This is a genomic window from Bacteroides sp. MSK.20.82 (genome assembly GCF_019052485.1).
GTDB classification, from domain to species: domain Bacteria; phylum Bacteroidota; class Bacteroidia; order Bacteroidales; family Bacteroidaceae; genus Bacteroides; species Bacteroides thetaiotaomicron.
The window spans coordinates 1-23,988 of record NZ_JAHQUN010000064.1; the positions used below are offsets into that span (position 1 = coordinate 1).

General features: G+C 37.4%; 28 protein-coding genes and 1 pseudogene. 26 read left to right on the forward strand and 3 right to left on the reverse strand.

Translation table 11 applies throughout. From position 1 onward, the window contains the following. The 26 genes from KTR07_RS25470 to KTR07_RS25595 all read left to right on the forward strand — a co-directional run. Positions 1 to 623 (forward strand): SLBB domain-containing protein (locus KTR07_RS25470; protein WP_217315532.1); only part of this gene is annotated, 623 nt, incomplete at its 5' end. Positions 624 to 637: 14 nt separating this feature from the next. Next, complete coding sequence (locus tag KTR07_RS25475; protein WP_055230232.1) at positions 638 to 1,765, forward strand: chain-length determining protein; 1,128 nt, start codon at positions 638 to 640, stop codon at positions 1,763 to 1,765. A 36-nt stretch (positions 1,766 to 1,801) separates the two neighbouring features. Next, a complete protein-coding gene (locus KTR07_RS25480) occupies positions 1,802 to 2,932 on the forward strand; it encodes a DegT/DnrJ/EryC1/StrS aminotransferase family protein (protein ID WP_055230234.1) in 1,131 nt (376 codons plus the stop codon). Between the two features lies 1 nt (position 2,933). Then, positions 2,934 to 3,479, forward strand: coding sequence for a GNAT family N-acetyltransferase (locus tag KTR07_RS25485; protein WP_055230236.1), 546 nt, complete (start codon positions 2,934 to 2,936; stop codon positions 3,477 to 3,479). Between the two features lies 1 nt (position 3,480). Continuing rightward, positions 3,481 to 3,711 carry a phosphopantetheine-binding protein gene (locus tag KTR07_RS25490; protein ID WP_055230238.1) on the forward strand — a complete coding sequence of 77 codons (231 nt, stop codon included), beginning with the start codon at positions 3,481 to 3,483 and terminating at the stop codon, positions 3,709 to 3,711. Between the two features lie 3 nt (positions 3,712 to 3,714). Further along, positions 3,715 to 4,770: a ketoacyl-ACP synthase III gene (locus KTR07_RS25495; protein ID WP_217315533.1), complete on the forward strand. Its 1,056-nt coding sequence runs from the start codon at positions 3,715 to 3,717 to the stop codon at positions 4,768 to 4,770. Positions 4,771 to 4,774: 4 nt separating this feature from the next. Continuing rightward, positions 4,775 to 5,521, forward strand: a complete 747-nt coding sequence (locus KTR07_RS25500) for an SDR family NAD(P)-dependent oxidoreductase (protein WP_055230241.1) — start codon at positions 4,775 to 4,777, stop codon at positions 5,519 to 5,521. Positions 5,522 to 5,539: 18 nt separating this feature from the next. After that, a complete protein-coding gene (locus KTR07_RS25505) occupies positions 5,540 to 5,776 on the forward strand; it encodes a hypothetical protein (RefSeq protein WP_055230243.1) in 237 nt (78 codons plus the stop codon). 74 nt (positions 5,777 to 5,850) lie between these two features. Then, complete coding sequence (fabZ, locus tag KTR07_RS25510; RefSeq protein WP_055230245.1) at positions 5,851 to 6,330, forward strand: 3-hydroxyacyl-ACP dehydratase FabZ; 480 nt, start codon at positions 5,851 to 5,853, stop codon at positions 6,328 to 6,330. Between the two features lie 2 nt (positions 6,331 to 6,332). After that, on the forward strand, positions 6,333 to 7,076 hold the full coding sequence (locus KTR07_RS25515; protein ID WP_055230248.1) for an SDR family NAD(P)-dependent oxidoreductase: 744 nt from the start codon (positions 6,333 to 6,335) through the stop codon (positions 7,074 to 7,076). Positions 7,077 to 7,086: 10 nt separating this feature from the next. Beyond that, on the forward strand, positions 7,087 to 7,908 hold the full coding sequence (locus KTR07_RS25520) for a transketolase (RefSeq protein ID WP_016267471.1): 822 nt from the start codon (positions 7,087 to 7,089) through the stop codon (positions 7,906 to 7,908). A gap of 10 nt (positions 7,909 to 7,918) precedes the next feature. Beyond that, entirely contained in the window at positions 7,919 to 8,890 is a 972-nt protein-coding gene (locus KTR07_RS25525) for a transketolase family protein (RefSeq protein WP_055230250.1), read from the forward strand. A gap of 5 nt (positions 8,891 to 8,895) precedes the next feature. After that, positions 8,896 to 10,308 (forward strand): AMP-binding protein, encoded by a 1,413-nt coding sequence (locus KTR07_RS25530; protein ID WP_055230252.1) that lies wholly within the window; start codon positions 8,896 to 8,898, stop codon positions 10,306 to 10,308. A 2-nt stretch (positions 10,309 to 10,310) separates the two neighbouring features. Further along, a complete protein-coding gene (locus KTR07_RS25535) occupies positions 10,311 to 11,396 on the forward strand; it encodes an acyl-protein synthetase (RefSeq protein WP_055230255.1) in 1,086 nt (361 codons plus the stop codon). Beyond that, entirely contained in the window at positions 11,362 to 12,585 is a 1,224-nt protein-coding gene (locus KTR07_RS25540) for an acyl-CoA reductase (protein WP_225719486.1), read from the forward strand. The genes KTR07_RS25535 and KTR07_RS25540 overlap by 35 nt, the downstream gene beginning before the upstream one ends. A 38-nt stretch (positions 12,586 to 12,623) precedes the next feature. Continuing rightward, positions 12,624 to 13,181, forward strand: coding sequence for an MBL fold metallo-hydrolase (locus KTR07_RS25545; protein ID WP_172681279.1), 558 nt, complete (start codon positions 12,624 to 12,626; stop codon positions 13,179 to 13,181). A 9-nt stretch (positions 13,182 to 13,190) separates the two neighbouring features. Continuing rightward, positions 13,191 to 13,763, forward strand: coding sequence for a dTDP-4-dehydrorhamnose 3,5-epimerase (gene rfbC / locus KTR07_RS25550; RefSeq protein ID WP_055230289.1), 573 nt, complete (start codon positions 13,191 to 13,193; stop codon positions 13,761 to 13,763). 2 nt (positions 13,764 to 13,765) lie between these two features. Further along, positions 13,766 to 14,014 carry a hypothetical protein gene (locus tag KTR07_RS25555; protein WP_055230261.1) on the forward strand — a complete coding sequence of 83 codons (249 nt, stop codon included), beginning with the start codon at positions 13,766 to 13,768 and terminating at the stop codon, positions 14,012 to 14,014. A gap of 23 nt (positions 14,015 to 14,037) precedes the next feature. Then, on the forward strand, positions 14,038 to 14,916 hold the full coding sequence (rfbD, locus tag KTR07_RS25560; protein ID WP_055230263.1) for a dTDP-4-dehydrorhamnose reductase: 879 nt from the start codon (positions 14,038 to 14,040) through the stop codon (positions 14,914 to 14,916). A gap of 5 nt (positions 14,917 to 14,921) precedes the next feature. Next, positions 14,922 to 15,806, forward strand: a complete 885-nt coding sequence (rfbA, locus tag KTR07_RS25565) for a glucose-1-phosphate thymidylyltransferase RfbA (RefSeq protein ID WP_048697683.1) — start codon at positions 14,922 to 14,924, stop codon at positions 15,804 to 15,806. Further along, positions 15,806 to 17,260: a lipopolysaccharide biosynthesis protein gene (locus KTR07_RS25570; protein ID WP_048697682.1), complete on the forward strand. Its 1,455-nt coding sequence runs from the start codon at positions 15,806 to 15,808 to the stop codon at positions 17,258 to 17,260. Before rfbA ends, KTR07_RS25570 begins: the two co-directional genes overlap by 1 nt. Before the next feature lie 25 nt (positions 17,261 to 17,285). After that, positions 17,286 to 18,431 (forward strand): hypothetical protein, encoded by a 1,146-nt coding sequence (locus KTR07_RS25575; protein ID WP_048697680.1) that lies wholly within the window; start codon positions 17,286 to 17,288, stop codon positions 18,429 to 18,431. A 50-nt stretch (positions 18,432 to 18,481) separates the two neighbouring features. Then, the gene (locus tag KTR07_RS25580; RefSeq protein WP_147338181.1) at positions 18,482 to 19,417 is read left to right on the forward strand and encodes a hypothetical protein; all 936 of its coding nucleotides are present in this window, start codon (positions 18,482 to 18,484) and stop codon (positions 19,415 to 19,417) included. Between the two features lie 50 nt (positions 19,418 to 19,467). Beyond that, a complete protein-coding gene (locus KTR07_RS25585) occupies positions 19,468 to 20,556 on the forward strand; it encodes a hypothetical protein (protein WP_048697676.1) in 1,089 nt (362 codons plus the stop codon). Between the two features lie 38 nt (positions 20,557 to 20,594). Further along, entirely contained in the window at positions 20,595 to 21,707 is a 1,113-nt protein-coding gene (locus KTR07_RS25590; protein WP_048697674.1) for a glycosyltransferase family 4 protein, read from the forward strand. A 31-nt stretch (positions 21,708 to 21,738) separates the two neighbouring features. Then, complete coding sequence (locus KTR07_RS25595) at positions 21,739 to 22,836, forward strand: MraY family glycosyltransferase (RefSeq protein WP_048697671.1); 1,098 nt, start codon at positions 21,739 to 21,741, stop codon at positions 22,834 to 22,836. Between the two features lie 297 nt (positions 22,837 to 23,133). Here KTR07_RS25595 and KTR07_RS25600 read toward each other — a convergent pair whose 3' ends face one another. The 3 genes and pseudogenes from KTR07_RS25600 to KTR07_RS25610 form a co-directional block, all read right to left on the reverse strand. Beyond that, positions 23,134 to 23,547 carry an N-acetylmuramoyl-L-alanine amidase gene (locus KTR07_RS25600; protein WP_048697669.1) on the reverse strand — a complete coding sequence of 138 codons (414 nt, stop codon included), beginning with the start codon at positions 23,545 to 23,547 and terminating at the stop codon, positions 23,134 to 23,136. A 4-nt stretch (positions 23,548 to 23,551) separates the two neighbouring features. Beyond that, entirely contained in the window at positions 23,552 to 23,656 is a 105-nt protein-coding gene (locus tag KTR07_RS25605; RefSeq protein WP_008767884.1) for a smalltalk protein, read from the reverse strand. 90 nt (positions 23,657 to 23,746) lie between these two features. After that, positions 23,747 to 23,988, reverse strand: a pseudogene (locus KTR07_RS25610) (DNA-binding protein); the annotation flags it as partial.

Here is a 23,988-nt window from a genome sequence, read left to right on the forward strand (position 1 = left end):
TGACCAGCCGTGAGGAACGTCTTTCCGATCTGGTGAATAAAGCGGGTGGTCCTACTAACCTTGCCTATCTTCGTGGTGCAAAGCTGACCCGTGTGGCAAGTGCCGGTGAGAAGAAACGTATGGGTGATGTGATTCGCCTGATGAGCAGACAATTGGGAGAGGCCATGATTGACTCTTTGGGTATTGGTGTTGAGGATACCTTTACGGTAGGCATTGATCTGGAGAAGGCTTTGACTAATCCTAAGGGTAGTGCCGACCTTGTCTTACGTGAAGGTGATGTGGTCTTCATACCAAAGAATAATAATACTGTGACTATCAATGGTGCTGTCATGGTTCCGAATACGGTTTCTTATATGAAGGGCAAGAATGTGGATTATTACCTGAATCAGGCCGGTGGTTATTCTGATAATGCAAGGAAGAGTAAGAAATTCATTGTTTACATGAATGGTCAGGTGACGAAGGTTAAGGGTAGTGGTAAGAAACAGATTGAGCCGGGATGTGAGATTATTGTGCCTAGTAAGGCTAAGAAGAAAGGGAACATAGCTAATATTTTAGGTTATGCTACTTCTTTCAGTTCTTTGGGTATGATGATTGCTTCTATTGCTAATTTGATAAAGAAATAATAGAATTTACTTTTATGTCGGAACAACAACTAAATAGAAATATCTCTTCAGAACAGGATAAATTATTAAATGATGAGATGGAAATAGATTTAATGGATGTTCTCCGCAAGATTATTAGTATTCGTAAGACGCTCTATAAAGCAGCGGGAGTAGGGGTGATCATTGGCATCATAGTTTATTTAAGCATTCCCAAACAATATACGGTGAATGTTACTCTTTCCCCTGAAATGGGTGGTTCCAAAAGTGGAAATGGATTAGTGGGGATTGCTGCCTCTTTTTTGGGAAGTGGTGTTTCATCGGGTGATAGTTCCGATGCGTTGAACGCCTCCCTTTCCTCGGAAATAGTTTCTTCTACCCCCTTTTTACTGGAACTTTTATCCATTGATATTCCTGCTCCGGATGGGAATGGTAATATGGTTCTGGATACTTACTTGGATGACCAGTCCTCTCCTTGGTGGAATTACGTCATAGGTTTTCCCAACATGTTGGTAGGAGGAGTGAAATCCTTGTTTAGTGAAGGAACGTTAGACACATTAGAGAATGTAGGACGTCGTGGTACTCTTGAATTATCACAAGAACAGAATACTAAAGTCAATGTTCTTCGTAACAGTGTCAAAGCTTCTATAGATACCAAAACGGCAATAACCAATGTGTCCGTCAGTTTACAGAGTCCCAAGGTAGCAGCGGTTGTGGCGGATTCCGTCGTTCATAAGTTACAAGAGTACATTACTGATTATCGCACTTCCAAAGTTAAGGATGACTGTGCTTATTTGGAGAAACTATTCAAGGAGCGACAGCGCGAATATTATACTGCCCAAAAGAAATATGCCAATTATGTAGATACGCATGATAATTTAGTTCTTCAAAGTGTTCGTACGGAGCAGGAACGCTTACAAAATGACATGAGTCTAGCTTATCAAATCTATAGTCAAGTCGCTAACCAATTGCAAGTGGCACGTGCTAAAGTACAAGAGGAGAAACCTGTTTTTGCTGTGGTGGAACCTGCTATCGTTCCACTAAATCCTTCGGGTATGAAACTAATGATTTATGTGATTGTTTTCGTGCTTTTCTCCATAACGACTACTATAGTTTGGAAATTTCTTGTAAAAAATATTCTAAAAATAATTATAACTAACGTCTAATTGAGGCGTTTACCAAATCATATTAAATCCAAGATTATGTCAATTCAAGTATTGAAACCAAAGTTTGAGATTGAAGAATGTCTCGAGGCTGTAAAAGAATGCCTTGAACAAGGCTGGACAGGCATGGGCTTTAAAACCGCTCAATTCGAAGAAGCCTGGAAAGATTACACCGGTCATAAATATGCATATTATCTTAATTCCAACACTGTAGGTCTTCATCTTGCTGTGAAAATTCTTAAAATGCAGAATGGATGGCAAGATGGTGATGAAATTATCTCAACCCCTATCACCTTTGTATCGACCAATCACGCAGTTATGTACGAAAATATGCATGTTACATTTGCTGATGTAGATGAGTATCTTTGTCTTGATCCCATAGATGTTGAGAAGAAAATAAGTGATAAAACCAAAGCTATTATTTTTGTAGGTTATGGTGGACGCGTAGGAAAACTAGATAAGATCATAGAGATATGTAAAAAGTATGATCTAAAACTAATACTTGATGCTGCTCACATGTCTGGCACACGAGTTAATGGTGTTACTCCGGGTACTTGGGATGGTGTAGATGTTACAGTTTATTCTTATCAGGCTGTGAAGAACCTTCCTACCGGTGATAGTGGTATGATTTGTTTTGCAAATGAGAAAGACGATAAACTAGCACGTCAGCTTGCTTGGCTGGGTATTAATAAAGATACCTATGCTCGTTCAAACAAAGGAACCTATGCTTGGAAATATGATGTGGACTATGTGGGTTATAAGTACAATGGCAATGCTATAATGGCTGCTATTGCATTAGTTCAACTTAAATATCTTGATAGAGATAATGCACGCCGTCGTGAAATCGTTGAGATGTATAACAAAGGTTTCGAAAATAATTCGAAGATTCAAATAATAAGGGCTCCTCATGCAGATGAATGCTCTTTCCATATTTACGAACTTATTGTATCCGATCGTGAAGGGCTTTTAGGACAACTAGCTGAAAATGCTATCTATGGTGGCGTACATTACCGTGACAATACAGAGTATAGCATGTATCTATATGCTAAGGGAACTTGCCCCCGTGCTCATGAAGTCAGCAAACATCTCATTACACTTCCGCTACACATGTGGCTCACTGATGAAGAAGTTAATAGAATCATAGCTGTTGTAAACGATTATGTGAAGTAATATGGTTTATGAAGGAATCCTTGAAGGACGTTTTGTCAATCTTCGTCCTGTCACGAAAGAAGACGCAGAGTTCATTTTGGAAATTAGGAATAATCCGGAAATTTCAAAATTTCTTCCTTCTCTGAATGCCACAGTTGATCAGCAACAAAGTTGGATAGACAAGCAAAGAAACGACATCAATAGTTATTATTTTATTATCGAAGATAAAACTAAAATGCGAATAGGGACCACTAGTGTTTACAACATTATAGAGAATCATGCTGAGGTAGGTCGTTTCTGCTCTTTCGGAAATTCGATTCAAAATTCTGAAGCGGCATTAATGTTGGATGACTTTATATTCCAAAAGTTAGGTATTAATTATCTAGATATTTGGGTGTATAAAGATAATAAATCAGTGCTTGCTTTAAACAAGGGGTTGGGGTGTGTATGGGAAGGAGAAGGTGAAGATGAAAAAGGTATTCCATATTTATATGGTACTTTAACGAAGGAAGGATTCGACATAAAATCACAGAAAATAAGGAATAATTTGTCTAAAATAAAAATATAATATGAAAATAAATGATTTTATTCAGAATTTTGCTAATCAGTTTGACGAAACTGATGCAAGTGAATTTCAGGCTACAACAGAGTTTAGGCAGCTTGATGAGTGGTCATCCCTTTCATCTCTTGCAATTATATCAATGATTGATGATGAATATGATGTTGTTATTAACGGGAATGATCTTCGCAATTGCAATACTATCGAGGATTTGTTTGCTATAGTAGAATCTAAAAAGTAACTTATGGCATTCATATCAATACCTAATGTAGCTATTCGGGGAATCTCAGCATGTGTACCGTCACATGTAGAAGAAAACATTGACCTTCCTGTCTTTAAGGAGGGCGAGGCTTCTCGTGTGATAGCTCAGACAGGCATAGAACGCAAACATACGGTTGAATCAGGTACTACAGCTAGCGATCTTTGTGTTAAGGCTGCCAATAAATTGCTTGAGGACTTAGGTTGGGGAAAAGATACGATAGACGTAATTGTGTTCGTTTCATCATCAGCCGATTATGTAGTCCCGCCAACAGCTTGTATAATACAAGAAGAACTGGGATTGCCAGAGACTTGCCTTTCTATTGAAATTAAGCATGGTTGTTCGGGGTGGGTGGTAGGATTGAACTCTGCTGCTTCCCTCATAATGGGAGGCTGTTTGAAAAGAGCTCTGCTTCTTTGTGGTGATACCTCGACATTGCTCCATTCACCTTTTGATAAGGAAACGCGACCACTCTTTGGTGATGCCGGTTCATGTACTGCTTTAGAATTTGACACTATAGCTTCCACCTTGGAGTTTGAACATGGCACTCGTGGCAAGGACTTTAAATCTATTTATACTCCTGTTGGTGGTTGTCGGAATGCCGTTACAGCGAAAGACCTTGAATTCATAGAGTATGGTCCAAATCAATTACGTCGTAATATTGACTGTACTATGGATGGCATGAATGTGTTCGCTTTCGGAATGTCTGTTGCTCCGAAAAGTGTAAAAAGACTAGCCGAAAAATATGTACTAAATCTTGAACAGATGGATTATCTCTTTCTGCATCAAGCCAATCACTACATGAACGAGAAAATTCGAAAGAAACTAAATTTTGCTCCAGAAAAGACACCTTATAGCCTTCGTGATTTTGGTAACACGAGATGTGCTTCTATTCCTGTCACTATCATAACACAGTGTAGCAAAGACTTTGCAACTAGAAAACTAGATTCTATTGGTTGTGCTTTCGGTGTGGGACTAGCATGGGGAAGTGTTCATTTTCAGACAAATAAAATAGTTTGTTCAGAATTAATATTTTATTAAGTTAATGTATAATCCGTTTTCATTAGAAGGTAAGACTATTTTAGTCACGGGTGCTTCATCCGGGATAGGGCGTGCTACGGCTATAGAATGTTCAAGGATGGGCGCAAAGGTAATCATTACAGCCCGTAATGAGGAACGATTGAAGGAAACTCTTGAACAGTTGGAAGGAGATGATCATTGTATGATCCTTTGTAATCTTGCTGACACATTGGCAATAGATGGATTGGTTTCAAATTTACCTGAAATTCATGGGTTGGTCAATAACGCTGGTTTTACAAAGTTGTCTTTACTTCAATTTGTAAAGGAAGAAGACTTGAAATCCATATTTCAAGTAAATACTATAGCCCCTGTTCTCCTTTTCCAAAAACTTCTAAAAAAGAAGAAAATAAAGAAGGGTGCATCTATTGTATTTACTAGTTCTATGGCAGGATTAGGATGTACATCTGTCGGTAATTCCATGTATACTGCCAGTAAAGGTGCGATAAGTGCATATATAAAGACTGCGGCTCTTGAACTTGCTCCCAAAAGTATTCGTATAAATGCCATCTGTCCGGCAATGGTTAATACAGGTATTCTTGAGGGTGGATCTGTAACAAAGGAGCAATTAAAGGAAGATATGAAACAATATCCGTTGGGACGCTATGGTGATCCATATGATATTGCATGGGCGATGATATATTTGTTATCTGACGCCTCCAGTTGGATAACTGGTACAAATTTAATCCTTGATGGAGGTTTAACATTAAAATAATTATTAAAATAATCCGATATGACAACTTTAGAAAAGTATACAAATGTTTTCGTGGAAAATCTGCAAATAACAGCAGAACAGTGTGAAGGTCTTCAATATCAAGGTGTAGAACTTTGGGATAGCGTAGGTCATATGACTCTTGTTGCAGCTTTGGAGGATACTTTTGATATCATGCTGGAAACAGACGATATTGTTGACCTTTCTTCTTTCGAAAAGGGGATGGAGATTCTTCAGAAATACGATATCACATTCTAAAATCTAATATGCTAAATAATGATTTTTATTCATTATATTTAAAATGTATCATATTAACAGAGAATTATTAAACAATGGAAGATGTTGAAATAAAATCATTGGATTATAATCAGATTTTAGAGTATCAAGCAGACAGATATCCTTATTTGTTTTTTGATAGGATTGATGAAGTAATACCGGGACAGAGGTGTAAGGGGTATAAGAACTTGACTCATAACGAATGGTTTTTCCCTATTCACTTCCCTGGTGATCCTTGTATGCCCGGTTTCCTGCAAGCAGAAGCTTTGACGCAAGTATGTGCTCTTTGTATATTGACATTGGAAGGCAATAAAGGCAAGCAAGTGTTGCTCCTCTCTTGTGATAAGTTGCGTCTGTTTCAGAAAGTTCGTCCCGGTGACAAAATGGTACTTGACACAGAGCTGTTGTCATACCGTCATGGTATAGCAAAAGGTAAAGGAAGAGCTATGGTTGACGGCAAACTAGTTTGTTCATGTGAAATGACTTTTACTCTTTCAGAGTCGGAAGAGCGCAAGGCATTAACTCCAAAGATTTGATTATGGATATAAAAGGAAAAGTTGTCCTCATCACAGGATGTAACAGAGGTATTGGTAAAGCTATGCTTGAGACTTTTTCTGCACAAGGGTGCAATATTATTGCTTGTTTGCGACAGAAAAATGAAGAGTTCGACATGCTATGTGAGGAAATAATCCAAAGGAATGGCACGATGATTACCAAGTATTATTTCGATATGATGGATGAAGATAGTATAAAAAGTACTATCACACAGATATTCAAGAGTAAACAGCGTATTGACATAATGATAAATAATGCAGGTGTGGTAACGAAAGGCTTATTACAAATGACAACGATGAAACAGTTGCACGAAATTTTTCAGGTTAATTTTTTTGCCCATGTGCAATTCATACAGGGTGTTTCTAAAATAATGATGCGGCAACGGGAAGGTGTAATTATCAACATGGCAAGCGTTGGAGGAATTGATGCTTATCCTGCATACATAAGTTATGGATGCAGCAAGGCTGCAATGATATATTTAACAAAGACTTTGTCTCAGGAACTGGCTCCTTATGGAATACGGGTGAATGCTCTTGCTCCCAGTATGACTGATACCCGTATGAAAGAGCAGATGGGAGCAGAAGCAAATGAGGAAATAATGAGGCGTACTGCGCTCAAACGTATTGCCCAACCAGAAGAGATAGCTAAACTTGCATTATTTCTGGCTTCGGATGATTCTTCGTTTATTACCGGACAGGTAGTGCGCATTGATGGAGGTTTAAACTAGAGCAATAATAATGGAACAAAAAAAAATAAATAACTGTAAACAGTTAGCCAAAGAACTTCGGCGAGAAATAGTCGTGTCATCTTATGGCACAGGTAAGGTAGGTGTACATATAGGTCCAGCCCTTTCCCTTGCCGATTTTTTAGCTGTGTTGTATGGTGGTGTTATGAATATTGACCCCTCTAATCCGTTTAAAGAAGGGCGTGACCGTTTTGTGTTGAGTAAAGGGCATGCATACACTGCGCTTTATTCAGTCCTTAGCCTTCGTGGTTTTTTCTCAACAATGGAATATCATGAAAATTTCATGACTGACGGAGGATTGTATCCTGCACATCCTATTAAGCAATTGGACAAGGGCATTGAGTGTTCTACAGGTAGTCTTGGTATGGGGTTATCCTTCGCTGTCGGGAAGGCTCTTAACGCAAAAAAGAAAAAACTTGATTATAAAACATATGTTGTCGTGGGTGACGGAGAGTGTAACGAAGGAAGTACATTGGAGGCATTTGTGTCTGCAGTTCAGTATAAATTGGATAATCTTATCGTGTTCATTGACCATAATGGATATCAGCAGGATGGTATGACGTCTGAGATCATGAATTTTTCTTTTGCTGATACTTTGGGAGCCATCGGCTGTAAAGTGGTAGAGATTGATGGAAATGACACGGAAGCTATAATTAATGCTTTGGAGAATAGACCAATAAATGGTAAACCTCTTGTTATAGTCGGTCATACAATCAAGGGGAAAGGTGTATCATTTATGGAGGGTGTCAACTCATGGCATCATTCATCAATGAACGAAGATCAATATAAACAAGCAATGGAAGAACTAAAATAAACAGATAATTATGGAATATAACAGAATACAACTTCGTACTTGGTCTATGCTCGGCAAACGAGGTACTTTCGGTTCCGCGCTTACCGAGTTCGCTCCTATAGCTGATAATCTGATGGCGGTTTCAGCAGACTTTACACGTTCTTCCGGTTTGGAACGATATAGTAAGGTTTATTCTGATAAGTTTCTTAATGTAGGTATTGCCGAGCAGAATCTTATCGGAGTTTCGTCTGGACTTGCCAGTGAGGGCTACAATGTGTTTGCTACATCTTTTGCAGCATTCATTGCAACACGCAGCTATGAGCAAGTGAAGATCCATTGCGGATATATGCAGCATAATATAAAAGTTGTTGGCTTGGCTGCTGGTTTCGGTGTTCAGCAACAGGGTAATACCCACTACGGTCTTGATGATATTTGCTTGATGCGTGCTATACCTAACATGACTATAGTATCGCCAGCCGATTCGACTGAGGTAGTTAAAGCAACAGAAGCCCTTCTTAACTTTGAAGGTCCTGTATATTTGAGGCTTTGTGGTGAAGCTAATGACCCTATGGTGTATAAATCCGATTATGATTTTGAAATAGGTAAGGCTATAACGCTGTGTGAAGGAGCCGATGTTACTATAGTCTCTACTGGTACAATGGTGTATCAGTCACTTCAAGCCGCGAAAAAGTTGGCAGAACAAGGTATTGAATGTACGGTAATAAATATGCATACAATAAAGCCTCTTGATACAAATGTGCTTGCTAAATATTGCCATGACTGTAAATTGGTAGTAACCTGTGAAGAAGGATTTGTATCAGGTGGACTTGGTGCTGCTGTTGCAGAAACTTTAGTACAGAGTGGCAAGAAAATACCACAGATGCTCCTACTTGGTCTGACTGATTTCCCACATGCTGGTTCTTATAAATACATGCTTGCACAAACTGGTCTTGATGCCCAACATATAGCAGAGAAAATACAAAATAAACTGGCTGATATTTGATAACGATGTTTAATCTACAGCAATATTCGGCAAAAATAGCCGTCATTACTGACCGTGGTGAAAAACTTACTTATGCTGAACTTTATACAAAAGTAGAGGATTTTCATGAGCATATACCTGTAAAGGGACTTATTTTCTTTTTGTGCGAAAATCAACTGGGGTCTTTAGTGGGATATATGGCATGTATAATGAAAAAGATTCCTGCTGTATTACTTGATGGAAGTAAAGAGCTGGAATTAATACAACAGCTTATTACTATTTATCATCCCGAATACCTTTGGATGCCTACACATCGCAAATGTGAAATAGGTGGAAAGACACTTTATGAATATGGTGACTTCTCACTCCAGCAGATAACTTATGATCATGACTTTACCACTGAAGAGAAGATTTTAAATCCGGACCTTATACTTTGTCTGACCACTTCTGGAAGTACTGGATCACCAAAGCTAGTTCGTCTGTCATTAAAAAATCTGGAAAGTAATGCTGAATCTATAGCCGAGTATCTTCAAATTGATAAAAATGAACGTCCCGTAACAACACTTCCAATGTATTATAGTTTTGGCGTTTCGGTAATCAACAGTCACTTGATTAAAGGTGCCACCCTTTTATTAACTGATAAATCTGTTATTCAAAAAGAGTTCTGGTCGTTCATCAAAGAGCAGAAAGCTACATCTATAGCTGGTGTTCCTTATACTTACGAGATGTTACGCAGATTACGTTTCTTTCGTATGGAACTGCCGGATCTTAAGACCATGACGCAGGCTGGTGGGAAGTTGAACGCCACTTTTGTGAAGGAGTTTGTAGATTTTGCTAAGCAGAGCGACAAACAATTTATTGTAATGTACGGACAGACTGAAGCTACTGCCAGAATGAGTTATCTTCCTTGGGAAAGAGCATTAGAGAAAGCTAGTAGTATCGGCATTGCCATTCCGGGTGGTGAATTCTCATTGGCAGATGCGTCAGGTAATGAAATACTAGACACGGATATTGACGGTGAGTTGGTTTATAAGGGAGCTAATGTCTCAATGGGATATGCAGAATGTCGTGAAGATCTGTCTAAAGGTGATGAGAATCATGGAATATTGCATACAGGTGATATTGCTCGCAAAGATGCAGATGGCTATTACTATATCACCGGACGTATGAAACGATTTGTAAAAGTCTGGGGTAATCGTTGTAATTTAGATGCTACGGAACAACTCGTAAAAGCAGTTACTTCAAATTGCGCATGTGTAGGTGTGGATGATAAGATAACAGTGTTTGTGACTGAAGAAGGACTAGAAGATCAAATCAAGAATTTACTAGTGGAGAAGACCGGATTCAATCCCCGCGCATTTGCTATTCAAGTGATTGCGGAAATTCCCAAATACACATCAGGTAAGATACAATACCCTGAACTTCAAAAAATGATTTGAGTATGGAAATAAACGAAATATTGGAAATATCCCCGTATTCATTAAGTAAAGACCAAAAGCGCGAATTACTCAATAATCGTCTGCATGAACTGACACGCAAACATTATGAGCAATGTCTGCCATATCGTAGAATGATGGATGCAATGGAACTGGACATGGATAATCTTCCCGGTTACGAAAAGCTCCCATTCCTTCCTGTTCGTCTATTTAAGGAGTTTGAACTTCGCAGTTGTGAGAAAGATGAAATTGTAAAGACTATGACATCATCGGGAACTACAGGTCAGCAGGTGTCGCGTATCTTTCTGGATCGTGAAACAAGTAGTGCCCAGCAGAAATGTTTGACAAAAATCGTCAGTCACTTCATTGGCACCAAGCGTGTGCCCATGCTGATACTGGATACATCAGCTGTTGTCAAGAATAGAAGTATGTTTTCTGCCCGTGGAGCCGGTATTTTAGGTTTTTCCATGTTCGGAAGTAAACGTCAGTATGCACTGGATGAAAATATGGAATTGGACATCGAAGGCATGAAGAACTTCCTCGAAGAACATAAGGATGAAACGATCTTTATGTTTGGTTTTACTTTTATGATTTGGCAGCATTTTTACAAAAAACTTATCGAAACCGGTTACTTACCCAACCTTTCCAAAGGTGTGCTTATTCATGGTGGTGGTTGGAAAAAACTGGTCAATGAGAAAGTTTCTCCAATAGAATATAAGAAACGTCTGAATGAAGTTTGTGGCATTTTGCCGGAGAATATACATGACTATTACGGGATGGTTGAGCAGACCGGTTGTGTGTATATGGAGTGCCAATGCGGTTATTTGCATGCTTCTGTTTTCAGTGATGTGTTGATTCGCCGCCCGAAAGATTTTTCATTAGCCGCTGTAGGTGAACAAGGTCTGATTGAAGTGGTGAGCGTATTGCCCGGTAGCTATCCCGGACATGTGCTTTTGACTGAAGATGAAGGTATGATATTGGGTGAAGACGATTGTCCTTGTGGTCTGAAAGGCAAGTATTTCAAGATTGAAGGTCGAATTAAAAATGCGGAAATCCGTGGATGTAGTGATACCTATGCAACAAAGTTCTGATTATATCTTGCTTTTCCCACAAGAGATTGATTGGGAGAAGTTTACGCAATATCACCCCGATGAACCATTCTCGGACGGTGTGATAGAGTTTCTGAATGCTTTATCTTCAGTCTTACTGAAAGATCATCGAAGTCGTATGTTTCCGGATGTCATTACTTTTGCGTTTTTCTGTCGAAGGGCAAATCTGATAGCACTGAAAGAACGGTATATGCAGGATAAACTGAGATTGGGTCGTGGCATACTGTTCCACATTGCTCCCAGTAATGTACCTATCAATTTTGGTTATTCATTGGTGGCCGGTCTGTTAGCAGGTAATGCAAATGTGGTTCGTGTCAGCGGCAAACAGTTTACACAGGTTGACTTGATTATTGATCATTTACATGAATTGATAGAGTGCGGAAAGTATGATGATATTGCTTCACGCATTGTTCTGGTTCGATATGACCATACAAGTGATGCTAATGCTTATTTTTCTTCTCTTTGTGACGTTCGTGTCATTTGGGGGGGGGATACGACCATTGCCACCCTGCGTCAAAATGTACTACCGGCACGTAGCTTTGATGTCTGCTTCGCTGACCGATATTCCATTGCAGCCATCCGTCCAAAAGCCATAATGGCAACCTGTGATGCCGATATGAAAAAGTTGGCGGAGGCCTTTTATAACGATACCTATTTGTTTGATCAAAATGCCTGTTCAGCTCCCCATACTATTTTTTGGTTGCAAGATGAGCACTTGGAAGCGGCCAAGGATCGCTTTTGGAATGCTGTTCATGAGCATGCTGAGCATAAATATCGACTACAAGCTGTGGTGAGTGTGGACAAAATAACTGCATTCTATCGTCAGGCTGCATACATGGATGTTAAGTATGAGAAGATGCCCGACAATGTGGCGGTACGTTCCGAATTAGTGGAACTGCCGAAGAATATTGAAGACTTCCGCTGTACATGTGGCTATTTCTCAGAATACACTGTTCGATCGTTGGATGAGATTGCTCCGATCGTCACCACCAAGTACCAGACACTGGGGTATTACGGATTTGAAAAGAACGAACTCATTGATTTCATTCGCCGCAATCGTCTGAAGGGACTGGATCGTGTTGTGCCCATCGGAGAGACGACTGTTTTTGCGCTTACTTGGGATGGATACAATTTAATAGATACGTTTACACGGATTCCATCGGTAATATGATATATTTGGATAGCATTGTCAATTCCGTATTTAACTCTATGACATATTTGATTCATTCAGATAATAGTCAAGATTTATATATCGTAGATTGTGGTGATGTGCAACCGATAATAAATTATGTCCATAAATACGAACTTACATTACGAGGTATATTTCTCACTCATACACATTTTGATCACATTTATGGTCTGAATGAAGTGGTGTCAGCTTTTCCGCAAAGCACAATATATACCTCTGAACACGGTAAGGAAGGTCTATATTCTCCCAAGTATAATATGTCTCGTTATCAGATTGAGATACCGCATTTCATTTATCGGTTTGATAATGTTGCTATCATAGATGAAAATGCAAGTTTACCTCTCTTTGACGGAGTAGCGATGCAGGTACTTAGCACTCCTGGTCACGACTGGAGTTGTCTTAGCTATTTGCTGGATAGATGGCTCTTTACAGGTGATAGTCTGATACCGAATACTCGGTTGTTGGTGCACTTTCCGAAGAGTGATAAGACGGTAGCCTACAAACAATATGAAAGGCTGCAACAGTTGGCTGAGTTGAACAAATTAGAAATTAAGTCCGGACATTATGTCCATAATTAATGTTAAATGATGAATATAATTAAAACTACTATTGAAGGCTTAGTAATCATAGAACCTAAAGTCTATCAAGACGAACGCGGCTATTTCTTCGAAAGTTTCAATGCTAACGAATTTGCGGAAAAAACAGGTATGGATATTCACTTTGTACAAGATAATGAATCCATGTCCTCCTACGGTGTGATGCGTGGATTACATTACCAAAAGATGCCATATACCCAAAGTAAACTAGTACGATGTGTGAAAGGCGCGGTTCTTGACGTTGCAGTGGATATTCGACATGGCAGTTCCACCTTCGGTCAACATGTAGCGGTAGAACTTACGGAAGAAAACCATCGTCAGTTCTTTGTTCCTCGTGGGTTTGCCCATGGGTTCGCAGTGCTGAGTGAGATAGCTATCTTTCAATATAAGTGTGATAACTTCTATCATCCGGAAGCCGATGCCGGCATAAATATCAAAGATAAGAGTTTAGGGATTGACTGGAAAGTTCCTGTTAAGCATGCTATTCTTAGCGAAAAAGATCTGAAGCATGCTTGTCTTAAGGATGCATCTTATGATTTTGATATAAATAATAAATTATATTAGAAATGAAATTCGAAGATTTATCGATGACATTGGAGCAAGTTGTAGATTTTGTAAAGAATCACAATATGTTTATCGGAGATGATGATCATAAACATCTAAGTAATGATGGCATTTTAGAGTATCTGAAAGCAAATAGGGATCGAATAACATTCAAACCTTTGTATTATTATGGTGACACAATCATCGGAATCCAAATAGAAGAAAACGTAGATGGCGCTCTTAAAAAGTATGAGTGGTCCGTCAAGTACTAACAATTATTCAAACAATATTAAATATGAATATTTTAGTCACCGGTGCTAACGGTCAGTTAGGGCAGGCTATCAGAGCGCAATCTCGTTGTTTCCAGAATCACAATATAATATTTACAGATGTGATTGCAGATGATATGTTAGAAACGATCCTATTAGATATCACTAGCGAGGATGCCATTCGTTCTGTCTGCAAGTCTGCGCAAATTAATGTTATCATCAATTGTGCTGCCTATACGGATGTGGAAAAAGCGGAAACAGATTTTGAAATGGCAAATCTTATCAATTGTGATGCCGTAAGAAATCTAGCAACTGTCGCTAAGGAATGCGACATCACGCTTATCCATATCTCTACTGATTATGTCTATGACAGTAGGAAAGCCGCTCCTTATGTGGAAACTGATGAGAAGCATCCAATAAATGTCTATGCTTCAACTAAATATGCCGGGGAAGTGGCTATCCATGAAGTCGGATGTAAGTTCATTTTGTTTCGTACAGCTTGGATGTTTTCTGGCTTTGGAAGTAACTTTATGAAAACGATGCTCCGCTTGACGGCTGAGAAAGAAACTCTAAACGTAGTATATGATCAGGTTGGTACCCCGACATACGCTCCTGAGTTAGTATCTATAATTTTTAAAGTTATTGATGAAGATAAATTAGATATGACAGGTGAGTATAATTTTACTAATGAAGGTTCGGTATCTTGGTATGACTTTGCAGTAGCCATCAATTATTTGAGTGGGCACAACTGCAAAGTTAATCCTTGCAGTTCTGAAGAATATGGCTCTAAGGTGATAAGACCCAATTATTCTGTTTTGGATAAATCAAAAGTAAAGAAAACTTTTGGTATAACAATTCCGCATTGGCTTATTTCCCTTGAACAGTGTATTAATAATAAACAATAAAACTCATGAAAGGTATTATTCTTGCTGGTGGGGCAGGTACAAGATTGTACCCTTTAACAATGGTTACTTCAAAGCAATTGCTTCCAGTTTATGACAAACCAATGATTTTTTATCCATTGTCTACGCTTATGTTAGCGGGGATAAAGGAAATCCTGATTATATCTACACCTGTAGATTTACCCAATTTTGAACGGCTTTTGGGAGATGGAAGTCAGTTTGGCATTCAATTGTCATATAAAGCACAGCCATCTCCAGATGGCCTTGCTCAGGCCTTCCTGCTGGGTGAAGATTTCATAGGTGATGATTGGTGCGCAATGATATTAGGAGATAATATCTTTTACGGAAGTGGTCTGAAAGAAAAACTTAAGAGTGCAGTGAGTAATGCCGAAAACGGGTATGCTACAATTTTTGGTTATTATGTCAATGACCCGGAACGTTTCGGTATTATGGAATTCAATGAAGATGGTAAGATTCTATCTGTGGAAGAAAAGCCTAAGAATCCAAAGAGTAATTACTGTGTCACCGGACTTTATTTTTACGATAAGCGAGTCGTTTCATTAGCCAAAGATGTAAAGCCTTCAGCTCGTGGTGAATTAGAAATAACATCACTCAATAATCTTTATCTAGCGGATGAATCCTTGAAAGGAATTATATTAGGTCGTGGTTTTGCCTGGCTTGATACCGGTACTATGGATAGTTTGATTGAAGCATCCGAGTTTGTACAGATGACTGAGAAAAGACAAGGGGTGAAAATATCCGCACCGGAGGAGATTGCGTTCCGTAACGGTTGGATTGATAAGGAAACACTAATGACTTCTGCACTGCGTTATGGTAAATCGCCTTACGGACAGCATTTAAAGAATGTAGCAGAAGGCAAATTTGTCTATTAATGAGACGAGTAACCTCCAATCAGTTTGCCAATAATGCTATGTGGAAGTTCGCTGATATGATCTCCAATAAGTTGATTCTATTAGTGATTACAATTCTGCTTGCAAGATTGATAACTCCTGAAGCATACGGTGTAGTGGCACTTACGATGGTATTTATAGGATTTAGTGATATTTTTATTCTAAATGGATTTAATATCGCTTTGATACGAAAAGAAACTGTAGATGAAATAGATTACTCAACAGTGACAGCCATGAGTTTGGTATTTACTGTTTTTATGTATATGATATTCTTTGTTGCAGCACCCTATATCGCCAATTTTTATAAGAGTCCTGATCTTTGCTTGGTATTAAGAGTTATAACTATTTTACTTTTCTTTAAGTCAATAGTATCAGTTATTAGAGCTAAAGGCACACGAGAACTACAGTTCAAAAGAATGGTATTATCGGCTTTTATTAGTAATTTTTCTGCTGGAATTATTGCGATAGTTCTTGCATATATGGGATGGGGAATATGGGCTCTTGTTTTTCAGCAGGTGCTTGCCGGCTTCTTTGATATGGTTGTTATGATGATTCTCTTTAGGTGGCATTTATCGTTAAAGTATTCATCTTCGGTAGCAAAGGGGATGTTTAAATTTACAGCAGGTGTGATTGGAACGTCATTTCTAGACTTTTTGGGTAATAACATTTGTGGCCTCATAATAGGCAAGTCATACTCTACAAAAGATTTAGGTTACTATAATCGTGCAAACATGTTTCCTGAGACAATAGGATTAAATGTATATAATTCCATCAATAGCGTATTACTTCCTACTTTGGCTTCATTACAAAATAATGAAGACGATATGAAGAGAGTAACAAGGAAAGTAATGTCACTTACGGAGTACATTATTTTTCCTATGATGTTCGGTCTTATAGGAGTTGCTAATGTACTGATACCTGTATTGCTGACAGACAAATGGGTTCCGAGTATTCCACTAATGTATTTTTGCTGCCTTTATTATGCAATCAATCCTATTAGAGCGATAGGGTATAATGTATTCTATGGTAAAGGGTATAGTGGTTTGAGTATTCCTATAGAGATTATGAGAGCTACATTGATGATTATTGGCATTCTTGTAGTGGTTTTATTGTTTCAGGAGGCTTTAATTTATGTATTACTATCTAATGCTTTAATTAGTTTGGTTGTAGCCGGGGCAACTCATTATAGGGTGAAATTATGCATTAGTTATTCTTTTAGGGAACTATATTCAGACATTTTGCCCTCTTTAGTAATGTCATTGATAATGATGTCGCTTGTGTTATTGACGGGACGATTATATCTCTCCCCGTTGTTACTATTGATTGTTCAGATATTAATAGGAGTGATATCTTATGCTGGAATGTCGCTTATAACCAACAATGAGAATTTTATTATCATAAAAGGTTATCTCATATCCTATTTTAAGAGAAGATAGAATAATGACCGATATATAATACACAATGAGTAAAGTTTTAATTACTTACGAGAGAGGGAATAACACGACTGATGTGAACTTAGCATCATTCAGATTACTATTTTCTCACATGTCCATCCAATGGAGAGAAAAGAAGACCACTCTCGTGAGTCATTCTGATTTGTTGTGGTGTGATGTATGTCTTGCTATCAGACCTAATAGTGTCTATTCTCAAAGAATAGCGGAAGTGGCTAAAAAGACTGGGATTTTTTATATAGTAAGTTTCGATGATGATCTTCTCAATCTTCCTTCTAGTCATCCGGAAGAATGGAAGAAAAAATATTCTTTGTTTTGTCTCAAATATGCTAAAGCTGTTATCAGTCCCAACCCTTTAATACTTAATGACTATTACAAGTATTCTCCAGATGCCAAGGCTATACTAACAAATGCTATTGTCGAGGATTGTGAAATTAAAGCTCCGCACATTATCGGAAATAAGTTGAGAATCGTTTATCCTGCTGGTAGGGATCATCTTGAATTATTCAATAAATATATTAAGCCAATACTTTATGATATCCTTGCTAAATATCATAAAGAGGTCGATATAACTATTATTGGAGTTGAGCCTAAATTAGATGAATCGGAGTACAAGAACTCTATTCATTTGATTAAAGGAATGTCATATGAAGAGTATTCATCTTATATGAAGAATCATGATTTTGATATAGGACTTGCGCCTCTTGGTAGATCATCTTTTGCTGCCAGAAAATACTTTGCTAAGTATATTGAATATGCAAAATATGGTATAATGGGATTATATTCTGATACTATGCCTTATACGCTTGCAGTAAAAGATGGTATTAATGGAGTTCTGGTTGCTGATTCAGCTTTGGCTTGGAGGTATTCATTAATAAGAATTATTCATAATAAGAATCTGATTGATCGTATCGTTTTTAACTCTCAGCAGAATTTAAGGGATAAGCACTCAATAGATTCAATGGTAACAAGTTTAAGAAATTCATGTGCAGAAATAGAATACTATTCAAAATCAGGAGAAGATAGAATTATATACAGGAGACCCTTATTGGCTGCCATTATTTATAATTGTAGAGATTTTTATGAGAGAGTGAAGTATCACTACAGGTATGAAGGTGTCAAGTCTATTTTGAATCGTATAGTTTGCCGTGTGTAAATAATGCCTCTTTTTATTAATTTATTTAATTATAAGTAATTTGATTGAATATGCCACAAAAAATATGCAATATTTTGTCGAACATTTTATTTGTCATGCCAGAGCATAATTTCTATTATGCTAGTTTTAAAGAATCTCGCATGAATGTTTTACCGATTTATAAAGGGAAAGATAATGTCATTTTGAGAGTATTTAGGGAAATTCACTTTAGGCTCAACTTGCCATTAAAACATATATGGTTTCATAAAGTAGATAAAGAATATGAGTCATATTTTATTTTTGAGTGCTTGGTTATTCCTGAATATATTGATTGGTTGCATTCTTTGTATCCTCATTCAAAAATAATCATGCTCTATTTAAATAACTGTACGAAGGTTAATTCGCCTGAGAAATTCCGTCGCGACTTCTTGAAGTTATGGAGTGGAGATATCAATGATTGTCATAATTATAATCTCAACTTATGTCCTAATGTTGGTTCTTATGTTCGCTCTTGGACGGTTACTAAAACTGAACCGAAATTTGATATTTTTTTTATAGGGAGTGATAAAGGCAATAAACGATTAGGTAATCTGATAAATTTGGAAAGACAATTCAATCTGTTGGGACTTACAACCTATTTTCATATTGCTCCTGAGCATAGATATGATTTATACAAAAATAAACGATATAAAAAGTTTCTTCCATATACTGAGGTCCTAAAATTCTTAGGGAAGACGAAAGCTATTTTATACTTGGGATATGGCAGTCAAGAGTGTATTACGATAAGAGTACAAGAATCTTTAGTGCATAAAATTAAATTGATCACAGATTGTGTTTGGTTAAAAAAATACGATTTCTTTCACCCTGATAATATTTTTATTTTGGGTGAAGATGAAATAGAATCATTACCTGAATTTATGAATAAACCATACGTTGAAATAGAAACTTCTGTACTGAATAATATTTATTTTGAAGACTTGGTTGAACATATTGTATTAAACTCCTAGTGCTTGATATATCCTTTAACTAAAATGATGTATAAGTTATTATAAAATAAATGATTGGATACTGCATAAGAACAAAACGATTTTGGGTCTACTATTTTGCTATTAGAATTCTTTATTTGATATTTGCTATCCACATTTATGGAAAGTTAACTCAGCTTGGTGATACGGAACGATATTTAAATGCTTCCTTAAGTTCTGTAACTGATTTCTCTTTTTTGTGGAATTCGACTAAAATGATGGATGCTATAGGCAGTATTATGGGTATATTGGGAGGATCGAATGTGCTAACAAACTTACCGTTTACTATTCTTTCATTTTTTACGGTAAAGTGGATTATTGATAAATACCATTTTCGACAGTATATTAATAATAGACTTTTACTTTTTGTGCTTAGTTTGCCAAATTTTTGTATATGGACAGATATTTGTTCAAAGGAAACAGTTGGTTTGGTATTTTCTGCTATACTTGGAAGTTTTGTTCTTGATTTTTTGAGCGGAAACTATTCGATAAAGAAAAAACATATATTTGCGATGTATCTTTGTTTGATTTTTAAACCTCAATATGCCCCTTTTATTATTCAAGGTTTATTCGTGATATATGTAATGAATCGTTTTTGCCGTACTATTTCTAGAAAAGTATTATTGGGGCTTTTAGTCATTTTCTGCAATGCTGTACTTTTATATTTGGTGAAAGATGTGGTTAATGAGTATGCTAATATGATGTATGTTCATTTTGATTTTGATGGGTCATCTACACGCGACAATCTTTGGTTGAAGGACAATGATTTTTTTTACGAAGCGCCACGAGGGATGTTTGTCGCATTTTTCGGTCCTACGGTTTCTGAGATGATGCATACACCGACGCATCTGATTGCCGGAATAGAAAGTTGTATATTATTAATGCTTTTTCTAATATTAGGAAGCCATTTTTTTTATCGGTTGGTTTATCAATATAAACTCAATGTGACACTTTTCTTTTCTTACTTTATTATTATAACAGGGATAGCTTTGTTACATTATCCTTTCGGTATATTCAATCCTGGCTCTGCTATCAGATATCGGACAAATTTTTTGTTCCTGTTTATCTTATTATTCTTATATCTACAAAAAACTTACAAACATATATATAACAAGGGGTGAGAACATTCCTATTAGCATATTGAAATAATTTTTATTTTATGGGAAGGATTGTATTTGCGGGTAATACTGCTTGGGGGATGTATAATTTTCGTGGGAAACTAATGAAACGATTGCTTACTTTGGGGCATGAAGTTATTGTGATTGTTCCTTATGATGAATATATACATGAGTTAAGTAAATTAGGACTTAAAGTTGAAACAGTTAAGTTGAAGGCTAAAAGTTTAAATCCTTGGTTTGACTTACGTTTGCTAATTCAGTATTACAAATTTTTAGCAAAATTGAGACCTGATATTTGTTTCTTCTATACCATTAAACCCAATATTTATGCTTCTATTGCTGCTTCATTATTGAAAATACCTCATATTGCCATTACTACTGGACTAGGATACGCTTTTTTGTCTAAAAATATGATATCTAAAATTGTAAAAGTGCTATATAAAATAGCCTTTATGAAAACTAATGAAGTTTGGTTCTTAAATAAGGATGATATGGACATTTTTCGGAAAGCAGGTATTGTTTCTGAAAGTAAAATAGGATTATTACCAGGTGAGGGATTGGATATGGATAGATATTCCAACAAAGAGTTGTGTCCTTTACCTGTAGATATTTCTTTTCTATTGATATCTCGAATGCTTTATGATAAAGGAGTGGAAGTCTTTGTGAGAGCTGCTGAAACTTTGAAAAGAAAGTATCCTAATGTGACTTTTAAATTGTTGGGAATGAGAGGCGTGAAAAATCCGAGTGCTATTCCTGATGAAATAATGGATCAATGGATTGAGGAAAAAAATGTGGTTTATTTAGGTGAGACTAGGGACGTAATTCCATTTATAAATGATTGTACATGTGTAGTTTTACCTTCATATTATAGAGAGGGTATTCCTTTTGTTCTTCTTGAAGGGGCTTCTCTTAAAAGACCTATCATTACTACAAATGGTGTAGGATGTAAAGAGGTCATAAATGATGGCTATAATGGTTTTATTTGTGAACAGAAAGATGTAGATTCTTTAGCTTTAGCTATGGATAAAATCATAAACGCTCCAATAGAGGAACTTAATATGATGGGGGAGAATGGGAGAGACCTTGTGCAAAGAAAGTATAGCTTAGATATTGTCTTTAAACAATATATTGAGACTATTTCTAGGTACTTGTGATTGGAATAATTTTAATTAGAATTCTGTAGCTATGAATATTGTATTTATCTTAATAGCCTTTGTTATTTCTGCATATATTGCTCGTCTTATCATTCCTCGGATCTTACTAATATCATTTCGCAAAAAACTGTTTGACATGCCGGATGAGAGAAAAGTGCATAAACGAGCAATACCACGTCTTGGTGGGGTCTCTTTTTTTCCGACGATCTTGCTTTCCTGTTGTGCAGTCCTTGTGATTCGAACTTTGACAGGATATGAAATTTCTACTTTGCTGGCATCCTATATTTTGCCGGAATTCTTGGTGTTAATATGTGGAATGGTGCTTTTATATTTAACCGGTATTGCAGATGATTTGGTAGGTGTGCGCTATCGTCAGAAATTTATTGTTCAAATTCTTTGTGCTAGCTTATTCCCTGCAGTGGGACTTTGGATTAATGATTTATATGGTTTGTTTGGCATTGACTTTATTTCTCCATACATTGGAATTCCTTTGACTATACTGACTATTGTCTTCATAACAAATGCAATAAATTTGATTGATGGGATTGATGGTCTTGCCTCCGGGTTAAGTAGCGTCGCATTGTTAGTCTTCGGATTTCTATTTATAGAAAAAGGATTGTGGATCTATAGTATGCTTGCTTTTAGTACCTTTGGAGTGCTTGTACCCTTCTTTTATTACAATGTTTTTGGTAGTGCGGAACATGCCCGAAAGATCTTTATGGGGGATACCGGGAGCTTGACTTTAGGATATATCTTGAGCTTTTTAGCAATAAAATATAGTCAGAATACAGAATCTATTCCTGTTACACAAGGGGCTTTTGTTATAGCCTTTAGTACTCTTATTGTCCCTGCATTTGATGTGGTTCGTGTTGTTATAGTTCGTATTTATAATGGTAAAAGCCCATTTGAACCGGACAAAAACCATATTCATCATCAATTTTTGGCAATGGGTTTTACAGTCCGTCAGGCTATGCTTTTGATACTTTTAGTTTCTTGCGTTTTTAGTGGAATAAATATTTTACTGATGCCTTATGTTGATAATACGTTGATGTTGATAGGAGATATTGTCGTATGGATAGGACTAAACCTGTGGTGGAGTAATGTGAGAAGGAAAAAGATAACTGCCTAGTGTAAATCTGATATTTTTTCGTTGTTTTGCGAAAAAGATAATTGATATGGAGGATTTTGAGTCGTCCGCATCGTTTCGGGAAATTATGTTTTGTGTGGATTGCCGATAGTGAAGGTAGTGGTCAACTTTGATGGTGAGAATGGTGAGAGTTGTACAATGGGAGATTGGCGGATTGAAAAAGTATAAAAATGTTGAATACAAAAGGTGAGATGATATAATAATAAAAGATTTGTCCCGACAGTTTTTGGTCGGGACAAATCATTACAGAACTTGATAGTTGCGATTGATTTTACTAACCTACAATTCTCTGTACTCTTCTACACAAGGGTAACAGGGGCATTCCTTATGAGGATTTAAATCATGATGTCCTACGACCAATGCTTTTGGAAACCTCTTTCGTAACTCACGAATCAAAGCTAACAGCGCCCCCCGTTGCGCCAGCGTACGTGTGTCTTTCGCTTGTCCTTCCGCATCCAGTCCTCCTTCGTAACAGATTCCTATGGAATGTGTGTTATGATTCCGGCAATGTGCTCCGATCTTCTCTAACGGTCGTCCCGGATGTATTTCCCCATCACGTGTGATGTAGAAATGGTAACCGATATCACGGAATCCCCGATGTCGGATATGATCCTGTCGGCAAGCCTCCGCCGAGAGGGATTTTCCCTCCGGCGTGGCACTGCAATGAATGATAATCAGTGTGATGGTCCGCATAAGTTTACATACAACTTTGTACTCCTATCAAACCACCTACGGCAGTAGCGACAGTGATGATTACTTTGATAATGAAACTCCATACGGATCGGGATGATGAATTACTCATAGTTTTTGGTTTTAAATGAAAAAAATATTGATTTTTAATGAGTCTTTAGCATATCCCGGCTAAAGATTTTGTCAGGGTTTAGGTTATGACTTAAACAGTCGGGTCCGGTGCTTCTTCGTCTCCTTCGTCCGGATTAGGTTTCGGATCGGGAGTGTTGCCTGACCCGGAACCTCCTCCTCCGGGCGTTGTCGGTTTCTGATACTCCGCCTGTTGTTTCAGCTGGCTGTCGAGTTTCAGATTGGTCGTCGATAAGTTTCCTGTGGCACGTGCTTTGAGTCGCATACCTGTGATGTTCTTCTCCAGCGAGAACTCTTCCAGCGTTTCGGCAGCCT

Excerpts from the sequence above, each read along its gene's own strand:
- KTR07_RS25475 (WP_055230232.1), top strand. The coding sequence starts at position 638 with ATGTCGGAACAACAACTAAATAGAAATATCTCTTCAGAACAGGATAAA.
- KTR07_RS25480 (WP_055230234.1), top strand. The coding sequence starts at position 1,802 with ATGTCAATTCAAGTATTGAAACCAAAGTTTGAGATTGAAGAATGTCTC.
- KTR07_RS25485 (WP_055230236.1), top strand. The coding sequence starts at position 2,934 with ATGGTTTATGAAGGAATCCTTGAAGGACGTTTTGTCAATCTTCGTCCT.
- KTR07_RS25490 (WP_055230238.1), top strand. The coding sequence starts at position 3,481 with ATGAAAATAAATGATTTTATTCAGAATTTTGCTAATCAGTTTGACGAA.
- KTR07_RS25495 (WP_217315533.1), top strand. The coding sequence starts at position 3,715 with ATGGCATTCATATCAATACCTAATGTAGCTATTCGGGGAATCTCAGCA.
- KTR07_RS25500 (WP_055230241.1), top strand. The coding sequence starts at position 4,775 with ATGTATAATCCGTTTTCATTAGAAGGTAAGACTATTTTAGTCACGGGT.
- KTR07_RS25505 (WP_055230243.1), top strand. The coding sequence starts at position 5,540 with ATGACAACTTTAGAAAAGTATACAAATGTTTTCGTGGAAAATCTGCAA.
- fabZ (WP_055230245.1), top strand. The coding sequence starts at position 5,851 with ATGGAAGATGTTGAAATAAAATCATTGGATTATAATCAGATTTTAGAG.
- KTR07_RS25515 (WP_055230248.1), top strand. The coding sequence starts at position 6,333 with ATGGATATAAAAGGAAAAGTTGTCCTCATCACAGGATGTAACAGAGGT.
- KTR07_RS25520 (WP_016267471.1), top strand. The coding sequence starts at position 7,087 with ATGGAACAAAAAAAAATAAATAACTGTAAACAGTTAGCCAAAGAACTT.
- KTR07_RS25525 (WP_055230250.1), top strand. The coding sequence starts at position 7,919 with ATGGAATATAACAGAATACAACTTCGTACTTGGTCTATGCTCGGCAAA.
- KTR07_RS25530 (WP_055230252.1), top strand. The coding sequence starts at position 8,896 with ATGTTTAATCTACAGCAATATTCGGCAAAAATAGCCGTCATTACTGAC.
- KTR07_RS25535 (WP_055230255.1), top strand. The coding sequence starts at position 10,311 with ATGGAAATAAACGAAATATTGGAAATATCCCCGTATTCATTAAGTAAA.
- KTR07_RS25545 (WP_172681279.1), top strand. The coding sequence starts at position 12,624 with ATGACATATTTGATTCATTCAGATAATAGTCAAGATTTATATATCGTA.
- rfbC (WP_055230289.1), top strand. The coding sequence starts at position 13,191 with ATGAATATAATTAAAACTACTATTGAAGGCTTAGTAATCATAGAACCT.
- KTR07_RS25555 (WP_055230261.1), top strand. The coding sequence starts at position 13,766 with ATGAAATTCGAAGATTTATCGATGACATTGGAGCAAGTTGTAGATTTT.
- rfbD (WP_055230263.1), top strand. The coding sequence starts at position 14,038 with ATGAATATTTTAGTCACCGGTGCTAACGGTCAGTTAGGGCAGGCTATC.
- rfbA (WP_048697683.1), top strand. The coding sequence starts at position 14,922 with ATGAAAGGTATTATTCTTGCTGGTGGGGCAGGTACAAGATTGTACCCT.
- KTR07_RS25570 (WP_048697682.1), top strand. The coding sequence starts at position 15,806 with ATGAGACGAGTAACCTCCAATCAGTTTGCCAATAATGCTATGTGGAAG.
- KTR07_RS25575 (WP_048697680.1), top strand. The coding sequence starts at position 17,286 with ATGAGTAAAGTTTTAATTACTTACGAGAGAGGGAATAACACGACTGAT.
- KTR07_RS25580 (WP_147338181.1), top strand. The coding sequence starts at position 18,482 with ATGCCACAAAAAATATGCAATATTTTGTCGAACATTTTATTTGTCATG.
- KTR07_RS25585 (WP_048697676.1), top strand. The coding sequence starts at position 19,468 with ATGATTGGATACTGCATAAGAACAAAACGATTTTGGGTCTACTATTTT.
- KTR07_RS25590 (WP_048697674.1), top strand. The coding sequence starts at position 20,595 with ATGGGAAGGATTGTATTTGCGGGTAATACTGCTTGGGGGATGTATAAT.
- KTR07_RS25595 (WP_048697671.1), top strand. The coding sequence starts at position 21,739 with ATGAATATTGTATTTATCTTAATAGCCTTTGTTATTTCTGCATATATT.
- KTR07_RS25600 (WP_048697669.1), bottom strand. The coding sequence starts at position 23,547 with ATGCGGACCATCACACTGATTATCATTCATTGCAGTGCCACGCCGGAG.
- KTR07_RS25605 (WP_008767884.1), bottom strand. The coding sequence starts at position 23,656 with ATGAGTAATTCATCATCCCGATCCGTATGGAGTTTCATTATCAAAGTA.